The 11,990-nt window shown below is 42.1% G+C and carries 17 protein-coding genes and 2 pseudogenes; 14 read left to right on the forward strand and 5 right to left on the reverse strand.

Annotated elements, in window-relative coordinates:
- Positions 1-40: 40 nt before the first annotated feature.
- On the reverse strand, positions 41-460 hold the full coding sequence (locus DP116_RS07985; protein WP_169154680.1) for a GNAT family N-acetyltransferase: 420 nt from the start codon (positions 458-460) through the stop codon (positions 41-43).
- A 203-nt stretch (positions 461-663) separates the two neighbouring features.
- Positions 664-822 (reverse strand): annotated as a pseudogene (locus DP116_RS07990) (dienelactone hydrolase family protein); the annotation flags it as partial.
- Between the two features lie 121 nt (positions 823-943).
- Here DP116_RS07990 and DP116_RS07995 point away from each other — a divergent pair.
- Genes DP116_RS07995 through DP116_RS08010 form a run of 4 tightly spaced genes read left to right on the forward strand, consistent with a single transcriptional unit; the run spans position 944 to position 2,625 of the window.
- Entirely contained in the window at positions 944-1,210 is a 267-nt protein-coding gene (locus tag DP116_RS07995) for a hypothetical protein (RefSeq protein ID WP_169154681.1), read from the forward strand.
- Between the two features lie 24 nt (positions 1,211-1,234).
- Positions 1,235-1,477 carry a GNAT family N-acetyltransferase gene (locus tag DP116_RS08000; protein ID WP_169154682.1) on the forward strand — a complete coding sequence of 81 codons (243 nt, stop codon included), beginning with the start codon at positions 1,235-1,237 and terminating at the stop codon, positions 1,475-1,477.
- A 31-nt stretch (positions 1,478-1,508) separates the two neighbouring features.
- Positions 1,509-1,889 (forward strand): VOC family protein, encoded by a 381-nt coding sequence (locus DP116_RS08005; protein WP_169154683.1) that lies wholly within the window; start codon positions 1,509-1,511, stop codon positions 1,887-1,889.
- A gap of 19 nt (positions 1,890-1,908) precedes the next feature.
- Entirely contained in the window at positions 1,909-2,625 is a 717-nt protein-coding gene (locus DP116_RS08010) for a 2-phosphosulfolactate phosphatase (RefSeq protein ID WP_169154684.1), read from the forward strand.
- 45 nt (positions 2,626-2,670) lie between these two features.
- On the opposite strand, the gene cutA is transcribed toward DP116_RS08010, so the two are convergent.
- A complete protein-coding gene (cutA, locus tag DP116_RS08015) occupies positions 2,671-3,000 on the reverse strand; it encodes a divalent-cation tolerance protein CutA (RefSeq protein WP_169154685.1) in 330 nt (109 codons plus the stop codon).
- A 112-nt stretch (positions 3,001-3,112) separates the two neighbouring features.
- Between cutA and DP116_RS08020 the strand changes: the two genes are divergently transcribed.
- The 6 genes and pseudogenes from DP116_RS08020 (at position 3,113) to DP116_RS08040 (ending at position 6,204) form a co-directional block, all read left to right on the forward strand.
- A complete protein-coding gene (locus DP116_RS08020) occupies positions 3,113-3,871 on the forward strand; it encodes a sulfite exporter TauE/SafE family protein (RefSeq protein ID WP_169154686.1) in 759 nt (252 codons plus the stop codon).
- A gap of 32 nt (positions 3,872-3,903) precedes the next feature.
- Complete coding sequence (locus DP116_RS08025) at positions 3,904-4,089, forward strand: hypothetical protein (RefSeq protein ID WP_169154687.1); 186 nt, start codon at positions 3,904-3,906, stop codon at positions 4,087-4,089.
- Entirely contained in the window at positions 4,082-4,633 is a 552-nt protein-coding gene (locus DP116_RS08030) for a pyridoxamine 5'-phosphate oxidase family protein (protein WP_169154688.1), read from the forward strand. Before DP116_RS08025 ends, DP116_RS08030 begins: the two co-directional genes overlap by 8 nt.
- 143 nt (positions 4,634-4,776) lie before the next feature.
- Entirely contained in the window at positions 4,777-5,121 is a 345-nt protein-coding gene (locus DP116_RS28480) for a hypothetical protein (RefSeq protein ID WP_211173149.1), read from the forward strand.
- Positions 5,027-5,446, forward strand: a pseudogene (locus DP116_RS30695) (ISAzo13-like element transposase-related protein). The gene DP116_RS28480 and the pseudogene DP116_RS30695 overlap by 95 nt, the downstream one beginning before the upstream one ends.
- An 83-nt stretch (positions 5,447-5,529) precedes the next feature.
- Positions 5,530-6,204, forward strand: coding sequence for an O-methyltransferase (locus tag DP116_RS08040; RefSeq protein WP_169154689.1), 675 nt, complete (start codon positions 5,530-5,532; stop codon positions 6,202-6,204).
- A gap of 36 nt (positions 6,205-6,240) precedes the next feature.
- Here DP116_RS08040 and DP116_RS08045 read toward each other — a convergent pair whose 3' ends face one another.
- Positions 6,241-6,897: a class I SAM-dependent methyltransferase family protein gene (locus DP116_RS08045; RefSeq protein ID WP_169154690.1), complete on the reverse strand. Its 657-nt coding sequence runs from the start codon at positions 6,895-6,897 to the stop codon at positions 6,241-6,243.
- 243 nt (positions 6,898-7,140) lie between these two features.
- Between DP116_RS08045 and DP116_RS08050 the strand changes: the two genes are divergently transcribed.
- The 4 genes from DP116_RS08050 to DP116_RS08065 all read left to right on the forward strand — a co-directional run bounded on the left by DP116_RS08050 (position 7,141) and on the right by DP116_RS08065 (position 10,895).
- Positions 7,141-8,193, forward strand: coding sequence for a threonine aldolase family protein (locus DP116_RS08050; RefSeq protein ID WP_169154691.1), 1,053 nt, complete (start codon positions 7,141-7,143; stop codon positions 8,191-8,193).
- An 81-nt stretch (positions 8,194-8,274) separates the two neighbouring features.
- Positions 8,275-9,258, forward strand: a complete 984-nt coding sequence (locus DP116_RS08055; RefSeq protein ID WP_169154692.1) for a class I SAM-dependent methyltransferase — start codon at positions 8,275-8,277, stop codon at positions 9,256-9,258.
- 40 nt (positions 9,259-9,298) lie between these two features.
- On the forward strand, positions 9,299-9,655 hold the full coding sequence (locus DP116_RS08060) for a DOPA 4,5-dioxygenase family protein (protein WP_169154693.1): 357 nt from the start codon (positions 9,299-9,301) through the stop codon (positions 9,653-9,655).
- 433 nt (positions 9,656-10,088) lie between these two features.
- Positions 10,089-10,895, forward strand: coding sequence for a 23S rRNA (adenine(2030)-N(6))-methyltransferase RlmJ (locus DP116_RS08065; protein WP_211173151.1), 807 nt, complete (start codon positions 10,089-10,091; stop codon positions 10,893-10,895).
- A 105-nt stretch (positions 10,896-11,000) separates the two neighbouring features.
- Here the strand turns inward: DP116_RS08065 and DP116_RS08070 are convergent, their stop codons facing one another.
- A complete protein-coding gene (locus DP116_RS08070; RefSeq protein WP_211173152.1) occupies positions 11,001-11,798 on the reverse strand; it encodes an MFS transporter in 798 nt (265 codons plus the stop codon).
- Positions 11,799-11,990 lie beyond the last annotated feature (192 nt).

Genomic DNA, 11,990 nt, shown 5'->3' on the forward strand with positions numbered 1-11,990 from the left:
CAATACCTATTTAATAAACCGCCAAGCTGATAAATTGTCACTATAACTCCATCGAAAAGTGATGGCTTGTAATACTCATACGCTGCATGAGATAAAATCTGTGAGCTTGAAATCGCTGGACTCCAGAATCAAGGCTAAGGTGTTGACACTGATGATTTTGAGCATATTCAATTAGCCACTGGAATAACTGTTTACCGTAACCTTGTGACTGCTTTAACTCATCAACAACTAAGTCATCAATGTACAAAAACTTTCCTAATGCCAAACAGTTAGAAATACGAAATCCCGCCACTGCTAAAGTTTGCTCTTCTTTTTGCAAAAAGGCAAGTTTATATCCTTCTTTCATCTGATACCGAACTTGTTCTACGAAGTCAGCCTGCTGAAGGTGCGGGCGTAACTGGGATATCACAGGGAAACACCCTAAAATTTGAGAGTCAGATTCTGCCAGTTGTACTAACACAAATGTTGTTTCTAAAAATATTACATTCCTTCATACTACTAAACGTCTTAGTTCTCTGTTGACGTGAGCCAAGTCTCGCTGGGTTATCGGTATGTTGCTTCGGCTTGCATGACGCTTTTCCAGTAGTTAATAGCTTTTAAATAGAACTCTTGCACAGACAGAGGCGAAAAGCAAGCGATAGCTAATTTCTCCGTCACTTCCTAGATGTGAATATTCACCCCAAAAATTTCCTGAACCACAATTACAGCCGGGAAAGTTCCTTCACCCTCAGGTTCAGCCAGATAAGCATCTATGTGCAAATCACCATTGGGGATTTTGACTCTTGTAGTGCTAATTGCTGTATTTGTCGCTGTGTTGGTCATCTTTGCAAACAGTTAGGATTTTTCACAATGTCTCTCCGTAGTATAATACTGTATATTGATAAAGATACAGTATTTGAAAATGAGTAGCGTAATTAGTTCTACAGCCAAATAAAAGTTAAGAATGCAACCTATCATCTATCGCGTCAGCGCTACTGATGTTCCGCTCTTGCACGAAATTCTTATAGCCTGTGGACTTGATCTGCAAGTAAGATTTGGTTTAACGCATTGGATACCTCCTATCTATCCCCTCGAAAATATGCTCAAAGATGCAGAAAAGTTAGAGGTTTATGCACTCAAAGTAGGTGAAAGTTTGGTAGGTACTTTCACCTTAGAGTTTGCATCTAAAGTACCTCTTAGCTACATCAAGTATGGAAAAATTCATTGGTAAATTTCAGATGTACCTGCGGTGTATGTGCATAAATTAGCTGTGCTACCAGAACGACAAGGACAAGGACTAGGGACATGGTGTTTGGGAACTATTGAAAAATTGGCACTTACTAATGGATATCTGACTGTGCGATTGGATGCTGTGAAAACTTATAAAAAACTCTTGTCTTTCTACGCAAGTCGAGGATACCTGAGAGTAGGAGAACTAATTTTTAATTCGGATGTTTGGGTTGATGCTTTTGTCTTTGAAAAAGTTTTGTTCAAGTAAAGCAATTCTCTAAAAGTTGGACTAAGTAATCATGTGGTTGGATGCAATTGATCATATCCAAGTGACATCTTCCCCAGAAGCAGAAGATGCAATGCTATTTTTTTACGGCAAAGTTTTGGGACTCACTGAAATTCCTAAACCTGAGACAATCAAAGCAAATGGAGGTGCTTGGTATGTTCTGGGAAATATTCAGATTCATGTTAGTACGGAAAAAAAACCAGATAATGCAGCATCTCGGCGACATATTTGTTACTTAGTAAGTGATTTGCAGGCTTTCCAAAAACACCTGCGATCGCATAGTGTGGAAATTATTCCCGATCAACAACCAATACCAGGACATGCGCGATTCTTTCTGCGCGATCCCGCTGGAAATCGGATAGAAATAGCAGAAAAACACACAATCCTATCATAAAAATTCACGAGCAGATAAAATGATTTTTGACCAAGTAGAATTTGATCTACGTTGCGAATGGGGTGCAAAAGGAGTTTCTGAACTCGCACCTATTAGTGATGTCATTGTTATAGTTGATGTTCTATCTTTCTCAACTTCAACAGAAATTGCCACAAACAATGGTGCAATCATTTATCCCTACCAATGGAGAGATCAGTCTGCCCTTGACTATGCACAGTCTGTACAAGCAGAATTATCAAAAGGTCGTTTATCCAAAGACGGTTATTCGCTTTCTCCTGCATCTCTAACTAAAATTCCTGCGGGAACTAAGCTGGTTGTACCATCTCCCAATGGTTCCTCTCTAACGTTGCTGACTCTTAACACTCCCACCATAGCTGGTTGTTTGCGAAATAGTGAAGCTGTGGCAAAATTTGCTCAAAGGTATGGATCTCGAATTGCAGTGATTCCTGCAGGTGAAAAGTGGGAAGATGGTACTCTACGTCCAGCATTTGAAGATTTAATTGGCGCAGGGGCAATTCTTAGTTATTTAAATGGCAATCTTTCACCAGAAGCAGAAACTGCTGTAGTAGCATTTCATGCATTCAAGCATGATTTATTAACGTATTTGAAACAATGCAGTTCTGGAAAAGAGTTGATTGCCAAAGGTTTTGAGTTAGATGTTGAATTAGCAGCGGCTTTTAATGTTAGCGATTGCGTACCTTTGTTTAATCAAAACGCTTACATCCGTCAGAAATAAGAATCCCGACTTCCCACCAGAAGTCGGGATTCTTGGTTTTTAAATTTAGTCGCTATAGTTTTTTTTTAGAGGTAAAGGAACTTCAGCATTCAGCCATTCTAAGAAGGTATTGTTGATTTCTGTGGGTGAGATTTCTGCAATAAAGTTAGTGTAATTAATATGCTGGCGAATCACTTCTTCAATTTGCTCCCGATAACCTGATTGAGTTTTTACAATCAAAACGACTTCTGGTTCTTCTGTGATTTCTCCTTTCCATATATAAGCGCAGGTAATGGGAAACCAATTAACACAAACAGCTAGTTTTTGTTCCAACAAAGCACGACCGATATGACGTGCTTCATCTGAATTATTCAAGGTGATGTAGTAAAGTTTCATGTCAATCAAGAAAGTAGGTCTAGTATTTTCTAAAAGTTTACTCTTTTCTACTCGCTAGAAATCAATTGTGTAACAAGTCTACTGACAAATACCATATCACAATTTATCTTTTATGATGTTCCATACCTTACTTCTGTTTATTACCGCGTTTATTGCGGGTGGACTCAATGCTGTGGCAGGGGGTGGAAGTTTTATTACATTTCCAGTCCTGATTTTTACGGGTGTACCTCCAATCACTGCCAATGCAACAAATAATACTGCTTTATGGGTAGCGGCTTTGGCGAGTGCAGGAGCATATCGTCAGAATTTAAGCATCCCGCGACGGCAATTCTTCTTACTGTGTGGCATCAGTTTAGTCGGTGGAGTGCTTGGTTCTGTTGCTTTGTTATATACCTCTCCAGATGTTTTTCAAAAGCTAATTCCGTATCTATTGCTGCTAGCAACGCTCGTGTTTACCTTCGGTGAACCGCTCAAAACATGGTTTCAGCGTCAGAGTCAAAAGTCATCAGAATCCCCACCGTTGTTAAACCTCATGTTAGCCCAACTAGCGATCGCCATCTACGGTGGTTTCTTTGGCGCAGGTTTAGGTATTTTAATGCTAGCAACCCTGACGTTTTTGGGAATCAAAAATATTCACACCATGAACGCCTTTAAGACGTTTCTAGGGAGTTGCATTAATGGAATTGCCATTATTCCCTTTATTTTTGCAGGTGTCATTGCTTGGCATCAAGCTATTTTGATGGCTGTCGGTGGTTCTCTTGGTGGTTACTTATGCGCTAACTATGCTCGTAGGCTTGAACCCCTTTTAATTCGTAGAGTTGTGATGGTTGTTGCTTTTAGTATGACTATTTACTTTTTTATTCATGGTTAGGCTTGAGGTGATTTCTATGAAAAAATTTACCGATGGAGGTAAAATGTACTCTTGATGCGAAGGAAACACGAGAAAGCATTTTGGATACCTTAGCCCCAGCAGGCGCACCCAAAGCATTAACATCATCGCAAATCGAAGACTTGCGGTTGGCAGCATCGAAAATGAATGGAGTAGAACGTCGGGCATTTATCAACAGGAACTATTCAATCTATGGCTAAACTTTTTGAATCCATCACTGAAGAACTGCAAGAATTTATTGAAGCTCAACACCTTTTCTTTGTAGGTTCTGCACCCTTAAGTCCCACTGGTCATGTTAACCTTTCTCCTAAAGGTCTAGGAGGTTTTCGCGTTCTTTCTCCCCATCGTGTAGGTTACTTGGACGTGACAGGTAGTGGTAACGAAACCTCAGCCCATCTGCAAGAAAATGGGCGAATTACTTTTATGTTTTGCGCTTTTGCTGAACCCCCAAGTATTCTCCGTCTCTACGGTAAAGGATACACAGTTATTCCCAGTTCGCCAGAATGGGAAACTCTGTATCCCTTGTTTTCAGAGATTCCCGGAGCGCGTCAAATTATTGTAGCGGATATCTCAAGAGTGCAGACCTCTTGTGGTTTTGGCGTACCACTTTATGAATATAAAGGACAGAGGGAGACTTTAGTCAAATGGGCAAAGAAAAAAGGTGAAGCCGGACTTAAAGAATATCATCAGCAAAAAAATCTGGTCAGCATTGATGGTTTAGCTACTCCATTGAGTAAGTCATGAGGCTATTGATAAGTTTTGGCTCTCTTATTGGCTGATTTTGGCGCAAAGGTAGTTGTATGCGATAGCCTTAGGTGATTTCTAGGAAAGAATTTACCGATGGAGGTAAAATGTACTCTTGATGCGAAGGAAACAGGAGAAAGCATTTGGATAGGTTAGCCCTCGCAGGCGCACCCAAAGCATTAACATCGTCGCAAATCGAAGACTTGCGGTTGGCAGCATCGAAAATGAATGGAGTAGAACGTCGGGGTTTTCAGGCTGAAATGGCATTGAAATATTGCAAGGGTAGTGCAAGGCTGGCAGAAACAGTATTTGGTTGGGGTAGACAGAATATAGAGGTAGGATTGGCCCAAAAACGAACAGGAATAACTTGTATGGGATTACAGTCAACCAAATGTGGAGCAAAGCGTTGGGAGGAGAAACAACCAAAAGCTGCGTTGTCACTGCAACAGCTTCTTGCAATCTTATGCTCAACAAGACCCGACATTTAAAACATCATTAGCCTATACCCGACTAACCGCAGCATCGGCATTGAAAGAACTAAAAGAGCAGGGATTTAGCCAGGAGCAATTGCCAGGAGCCAGTACAATGGCACAAGTATTGAACCGAATGGGCTATCGTCAACGCTAGCGTTGTAAAAGCCAAACCTCAAAAAAAATTGCACAAACAGACGACATCTTCAACAACATTAAAGAATTTGATCAGCAAGCAACAAGCACGCTTGTCAAACGACTAAGCATGGACTGTAAAGCTACCGTTAATATTGGGGATTATTCTCGTGGGGAAAAAACCAGAGGAGACAATGGGATATTTTGATTCGACCACTTTAGCTGGTAATTTCTTTTTCAAAAATCGCCTAAGCGATCGCAAATAGCTTATATTCACCGAAACGAGGATCTATGACTCAAGAGCAATGGACTGCGGTTGACCGCTACATCACCGATTTGTTTGTGCCGCCCGATCCCGCGCTGGATGCGACGCTCCAGACCAGCGCCGCAGCCGGTCTGCCGCCGCATAACGTTTCCCCTAACCAGGGCAAGCTGCTGCTGCTGTTGGCGCGGGTTCAAGGGGCGCGCACCATCCTGGAGATTGGCACACTGGGGGGCTACAGCACGATCTGGCTGGCGCGATCGCTGCCCGCTGACGGTCGCCTGATCACACTGGAGGCTAACCCAAAGCACGCCGAAGTTGCCCGCGCCAACATCGCGCACGCTGGTCTGTCTGATGTCGTTGAGTTACGTCTCGGGCGAGCGCTGGATACACTGCCGCAGCTCGTCGCGGAGGGTCGCGACCCATTTGACCTGATTTTCATCGACGCCGACAAGCCAAGCAATCCAGATTACTTCGCGTGGGCGCTCAAGCTTTCTCGTCGCGGCACCCTGATCGTCGCCGATAATGTTGTGCGTAACGGAGCTGTGGTGGATGCTAAGAGTGGCGATCCCAGCGTCCAGGGTGTGCGCCGCTTCAACGAGCTGCTCGCCGAGTCTCCGCACGTGAGTGCTACGGCAATCCAGACGGTGGGCAGCAAAGGGTACGACGGCTTCGCGATCGCGATCGTCACCACCGAGCAGTAGCGCTGTGAAAGAGCGGTTCTGATTTATAGATATTTTTTACCTTGCTTTATTAGCAACACCAGAAAACACAAATAACTGTTGCTCTTTGGGTGTAGGCAAGTTTTCACCCCTGTAACGATGAAGACCTACTCCCATATCTCCTGTTGCAGTGAGTTTGAAGTTAACTTCCTCAAATCCAGATTCACGTAAAAATCTACGCACAGTCTCAGAGTAGGGAATACCGTTAGAGTGTCCGCGAGTCCAAATTACAAAAGCACCTTGTTTACTTAGAAAACTTAGGTTTCCTAGCAAGCGATTAAGTTCAGCTTCATCAGCAAGATTACCAAAGATACCGCACACAATCACAATGTCTGCTGGTACTGCTCCTACATAGTTGGAGGAAATAGTTGCATCACCATTGATAAACTCAATTTGCTGTGCCAAACCCAAGGATTCTATACTTGCGCGTCCACGTTCAACTAGTTGGGGATTGATCTCAACGAGTCGTGCATGGACATCTTTTGCACGAGGGTGACTTGCGAGGGTTCCCAATAAATCTCGTCCATCACCCGCGCAAACACTCACTACACGGATTATTCCTGGTGGGGACGCATCCAAACTATGAGAAATGTATTCCCGCACAATTTGCAAGCGTTGTTGCAATTTTGGCTCAGTATTGTAGAGGTCGTGCCATTCTAACCAGTCTTTAGGCATAACGCGATTCTCTCCTCATCCAAAGTATGCTTTTGCAGGTGAGCTTGTCACCTGAAATGTAATTTACGCTAAACTTATCAAGTAACTGTATTATATTTGTTTTAAGTAGAATATCACACAAATTAAGACAAAATCAATGTTTGGAATTATATTTTCCTTGACAAAAGCCTTCCTTGTAGGAATCCGCCCACAACTTTGGTAACATGGAATATTTCCTAGAAAGCTTAAAACTATAAGTAGCACATGAATTTTAATTTAGAGCAGTTTGCTAGCGATAATAACTCTGGGATTTGTCCGGAAGCATTGGAATACATGATGAAGGCAAATCAAGGTAGTGCTCCTGCTTATGGAAATGATGAATGGACTTCATTAGCTGCAGACTATTTTAGAGACTTATTTGAAATTGATTGCGAAGTCTTTTTTGTCTTTAATGGTACTGCGGCAAATTCCTTATCATTGGCTGCATTATGTCAATCTTACCATAGTGTCATTTGTCATGAAAACGCCCATATCGAAACTGATGAATGTGGTGCACCGGAATTTGCTTCTAATGGTTCCAAGCTGCTACTTGCTAAAGGGGAAAATGGCAAGTTAACTCCAGAAGCGATAGAAGCAATTGTCAATAAGCGGGCTGATATTCACTATCCCAAACCTAAAGTCATTAGTCTGACTCAATCGACAGAATTAGGAACTTTGTATTCAATTGATGAACTGGTTGCCATTAAGTCAGTCGCACAAAAGTACAACTTAAAGATTCACATGGATGGCGCTCGTTTTGCCAATGCAGTAGTTGCCATGAATAAAAGTCCGGCTGAGATTACCTGGAAGAGTGGAGTAGATGTATTGTGTTTTTGCGGTACAAAAAATGGCATGGCGTTAGGGGAAGCAATTATTTTTTTTAATAAAGCATTAGCAGAAGATTTTGCCTATCGCTGTAAACAAGCGGGGCAACTTGCATCCAAAATGCGATTTATCTCGGCTCCTTGGCTGGGATTATTGGAAACTGGTGCTTGGTTTAAGAATGCACGTCATGCAAATCAATGTGCTGAATATTTAGAAAATCAATTGCTAAAAATAGAAGGCGTTGAGATGATGTTTCCGAGAGAAGCCAATGCTGTTTTTGTGAAGTTACCCGAACAAGTTATTACAAGTTTAAGAGAGAAGAATTGGCAGTTTTATACATTTATCGGTGTGGGAGGAGTGCGGTTTATGTGTTCTTGGAATACAACTCAGGCAAGGATTGATGAATTGGTGAGTGATATTAAGGAAGCGATCTGCGCTCCGCGCAGCAGCTAAGCTATCGCCTAAAATATCTAAAATTTTCATAAAATGCCTTTATTCTCACCTCAGCAAGATTTAAAATTTAGGACAAACATCATGTCAGACTCGTCTAGGTTACAGAGCTTGCTTTCAGACGAAGCGCTAACCCACTATGAAAATGGTCGGGAAGCTCATAGATTATCAAAAGGTGTTGGTCAGCTTGAATTAGCTCGCACTCAAGAACTTCTCAGTCGCTACTTACCCCCTCCGCCCGCAGTTATTTTTGATGTTGGCGGCGGGAATGGCATCTATGCTTTTTGGCTTGCCCAGCAGGGTTATGAAGTTCATCTAATTGATGCGGTTCCCTTGCATATAGAGCAAGCCCAGATTTATTCCCAGACTCAGCGCGCTCATCCACTTGCAAGTATAGCAGTTGGCGATGCCCGCCAATTAAATCGAGCCGATGCCAGCGTTGATGCAGTTGTTTTGCTTGGACTACTGTATCACCTGATCGAGCGCAGCGACCGCATAGCAGCATTGCGCGAGACTCATCGTATTTTAAAAAATGGAGGTCTTGTTTTTGCTGTTGGAATTTCTCGCTTTGCTTCCACTTTAGACGGATTGTTTCGCGGATATCTCGACGATCCAGAGTTTGTAGCAATTGTTCAACGGGATTTAGCCGAGGGGCAACATCGCAATCCCAGCAATCATCCTGCTTATTTTACAACAGCATTCTTTCACCATCCTGAAGAACTGAAAGCAGAGGTGGAAGAAGCAGGCTTATCTTGTGAAAATATATTAGCGATCGAAGGTTCGGGCTGGTTGCTACAAAACTTTGAGGAACATTGGAGTCAGCCAAGTCGCCGCGAAAGACTCTTACAATCTATTCGTTGGTTGGAAACTGAACCTTCTACACTAGGAATGAGCGCTCACATCATGGCGATCGCCCTCAAGACCGAGCCAGTCGGAGACTGGCTCCCTGAACTCCGTTCAGGGGAGGCACTTCGTGCCTCGGGCACAGGGCGCGCTACGCGATCGCTAAAAAAGCGACAGTCTTCTAGATTTTGTCAGAAACGAGGCTCAAAATACCATCAAACGTAAATACTGCTGAGATTTGAGAGCGACAAGTAAAGTAAACCCGATGAAAGAAGATACCATCGAAATTACAGGTTTTCACGCTCATGTCTACTTCGATACCGCAAGTCGTGATACGGCTGCCCGTGTACGCGAAGGATTGGGTGCTAGATTTGACGTGCGGCTCGGACGCTGGCACGAGCAGCCTATTAGTCCACACCCAAAACCGATGTATCAAGTTGCATTTTCACCGGATCAGTTTAGCCAGGTTGTTCCGTGGTTAATGCTTAATCATGAGGGGTTGGATATTCTCATTCATCCCAGTACAGGCGATGATGTGCAAGATCATACTGAGCATTCTTTGTGGCTGGGAGAGAAACTAGAATTAAATATTGAGTTTCTAAGGCAAATTAGAACTACTTGAAAAAAATATGCGGCTGATTCTTCTGTGTTAGGATTTTGCGTCAGCGTACACCGTCCTGTTGATATCGCTTACTCTATTTGGTTTAGTTGAGCATTAATAAACTGACATCTTGCACCAATAAAAATTGATATGAGTTGAAAACTCAGTACTCAGCCTAAAGCTCTTATTTTACCTATAAAAGCCAAGAAAAGTGATGTAACTTTCTTGCGCTGCTTTTGACTAAGTCCAGGCTTATACGGATAGGTGCAAGATCTGAGTAAACAGATGCCAGCACTTTATCTGCTACTGTTTGAAATACAGTAGCAGTATCAACCTATTCAAAAATTTTTGAAAAAAAACTTTTCAAGTTATATCTGATTAAATTCAAATTATGAGTTACAGACATTTTGGAAGAATTGGAGACATATGGAAGCATATTCCTTTATGTGAATTTTTGGCTATCGAGCAACCGATTAGCTATATCGAGACAAATTCTGCCTCTCCAGAGTATCAGCTTACAGGCTCTTTTGAGCAACAATACGGAATTCTTCATATCGAAAAAAACATCAAAAATTCTCAGTTAATTCGGCAGTCTGTTTATTGGAAAATACTCAGCAGTCTATCTGAGAACAAAAATGGCTTATCAAAATACCTTGGTTCACCTGCTTTAGCATTAAACATCTTAAAAGCATCAACTAATAAATTTGTGTTTTTTGATATTGAAGAAATGTGCTTAAAACAAATAGCAGTTTTTGTGAAAAAACTCAATATTAACAGCAAAATTACTTATAAAAATCAAGATTCAGTAGATGGACTTATAGGTATGCTTGAAGAACTTGGAACACGGGATTTTATTCATGTTGATCCCTACTTCATTCATCATACAAATGCTAATGAGCATTCTTATTTTGATGCTTTTTGTCTAGCAATGAGAAAAGGTGTTATGGGAATGCTATGGTATGGATTTAACACCATAAAAGAAAGAGAAGTTTTACACAATGTTTTTAGCTCTCAGACTAACACCAGTAGTCAAACAAGGTTACAGGGAATTGAAATCGCATCAATTCTGCTTAACAAAAATATTTTAGATGTAAATCCTGGTGTGTTGGGGTGCGGAATTCTAATTGGCAACTTGAGTGAGGATAGTCGTCAGTCTTTTAAAGAAATGGCACAGGAAGTAATAAATCTCTATCGAGACTCTACTATGTTTGACAAGTATCCTGGAGAGCTAAAACTTAAGGAATTTGAGATTCAAATATAACAGGCACATGTAGATTTGTTTTGTAAGTAGTTCACCAATTGAACCGAAAGCAAACTTTGCTCTTAACCTCCTTAATATATGAAGAAATAATTTCTGAATGCAAGTTCACGCTGTTGCTTCACCAATCCCTGAGGAAGCTCCGGTAATAATTGCCACTTTTTCGTCTAATTTAGCTGCCATAATTTGCTCCTTAGCGCTGACACTGTTAAAGCCCTGGCTTTGTCCTTGAGTCATCCCTAGCCCAAAACTGCCCAACGTCATCAGAGCTAATAAGGCTCCGAAGGGGTCAAAGCGTTGTTTACCCCCTAATACCACAGAAGGTGGCACCACACGAGCTACTAGGAAACTGCTTACTATCCCCAGTGGTATATTGATTAGGAAAATGCTACGCCAGCCTGTCCATCCTAAAAGCAATCCCCCAGCCGAAGGACCTAGAGCAATTCCCAAAGATACCACACTGCCGATGATACCCACAGCCCGACCCCGCTGTGAGCTAGGAAAGACTTCTGTAATGATTGCTAAACCAAGCCCGGAGATGAACACCGCGCCTAGTCCCTGAAGTGCGCGAGCAGCAATTAGCCAATTTATACTAGATGCAAAACCGCACAATAGCGAACTGAAGGTAAATAGAATCAGTCCCCCTAAATAGAGGTGTTTCTTACCTAACATATCGCCCAGACGAGTCGCACCCAAAACTAGACCGGAACTGACTAACTGGTAACTCAACACAGTCCACTGAGCTTGGGGAAAGGAGGAATGCAACTGATTAACTAGTGTGGGTAGAGCTACATTAATAATACCTACATCAAGGGTAGACATTAGCACCCCCAGCCCGACACCGAACAGAACCCAATTTTTTTGTGAGTCTGACAAAGCCTGAGGTTGTGTTTGTAATAGTGGCAATGTCCAGCCTCCTGAATTCCTAAATTTACGGTTACAAATATTTTGTATACGTATTTTAAGAGTATCTTATTTTGTTGACCGATATGTTAACTATGGTTTGAAGATATTAAAGCAAGTTTCCTCCTTACACCCCTACACCCTACAACGCCAGATGCCTCAAGTCGGGAAACCCGCCCTACACCCCTACACCCC

The sequence above is a fragment of the Brasilonema bromeliae SPC951 genome (assembly GCF_012912135.1).
Taxonomy (GTDB): Bacteria; Cyanobacteriota; Cyanobacteriia; order Cyanobacteriales; family Nostocaceae; genus Brasilonema; species Brasilonema bromeliae.

What these genes read in the sequence shown, in the direction of transcription:
- DP116_RS08025 (WP_169154687.1), top strand. Translation starts at nt 3,904, where the DNA reads ATGGAGGTAAAATGTACTCTTGATGCGAAGGAAACACGAGAAAGCATT.
- DP116_RS07995 (WP_169154681.1), top strand. Translation starts at nt 944, where the DNA reads ATGCAACCTATCATCTATCGCGTCAGCGCTACTGATGTTCCGCTCTTG.
- DP116_RS08030 (WP_169154688.1), top strand. Translation starts at nt 4,082, where the DNA reads ATGGCTAAACTTTTTGAATCCATCACTGAAGAACTGCAAGAATTTATT.
- DP116_RS08060 (WP_169154693.1), top strand. Translation starts at nt 9,299, where the DNA reads ATGAAAGAAGATACCATCGAAATTACAGGTTTTCACGCTCATGTCTAC.
- DP116_RS08050 (WP_169154691.1), top strand. Translation starts at nt 7,141, where the DNA reads ATGAATTTTAATTTAGAGCAGTTTGCTAGCGATAATAACTCTGGGATT.
- DP116_RS08055 (WP_169154692.1), top strand. Translation starts at nt 8,275, where the DNA reads ATGTCAGACTCGTCTAGGTTACAGAGCTTGCTTTCAGACGAAGCGCTA.
- DP116_RS08020 (WP_169154686.1), top strand. Translation starts at nt 3,113, where the DNA reads ATGATGTTCCATACCTTACTTCTGTTTATTACCGCGTTTATTGCGGGT.
- cutA (WP_169154685.1), bottom strand. Translation starts at nt 3,000, where the DNA reads ATGAAACTTTACTACATCACCTTGAATAATTCAGATGAAGCACGTCAT.
- DP116_RS08010 (WP_169154684.1), top strand. Translation starts at nt 1,909, where the DNA reads ATGATTTTTGACCAAGTAGAATTTGATCTACGTTGCGAATGGGGTGCA.
- DP116_RS08040 (WP_169154689.1), top strand. Translation starts at nt 5,530, where the DNA reads ATGACTCAAGAGCAATGGACTGCGGTTGACCGCTACATCACCGATTTG.
- DP116_RS08045 (WP_169154690.1), bottom strand. Translation starts at nt 6,897, where the DNA reads ATGCCTAAAGACTGGTTAGAATGGCACGACCTCTACAATACTGAGCCA.
- DP116_RS08005 (WP_169154683.1), top strand. Translation starts at nt 1,509, where the DNA reads ATGTGGTTGGATGCAATTGATCATATCCAAGTGACATCTTCCCCAGAA.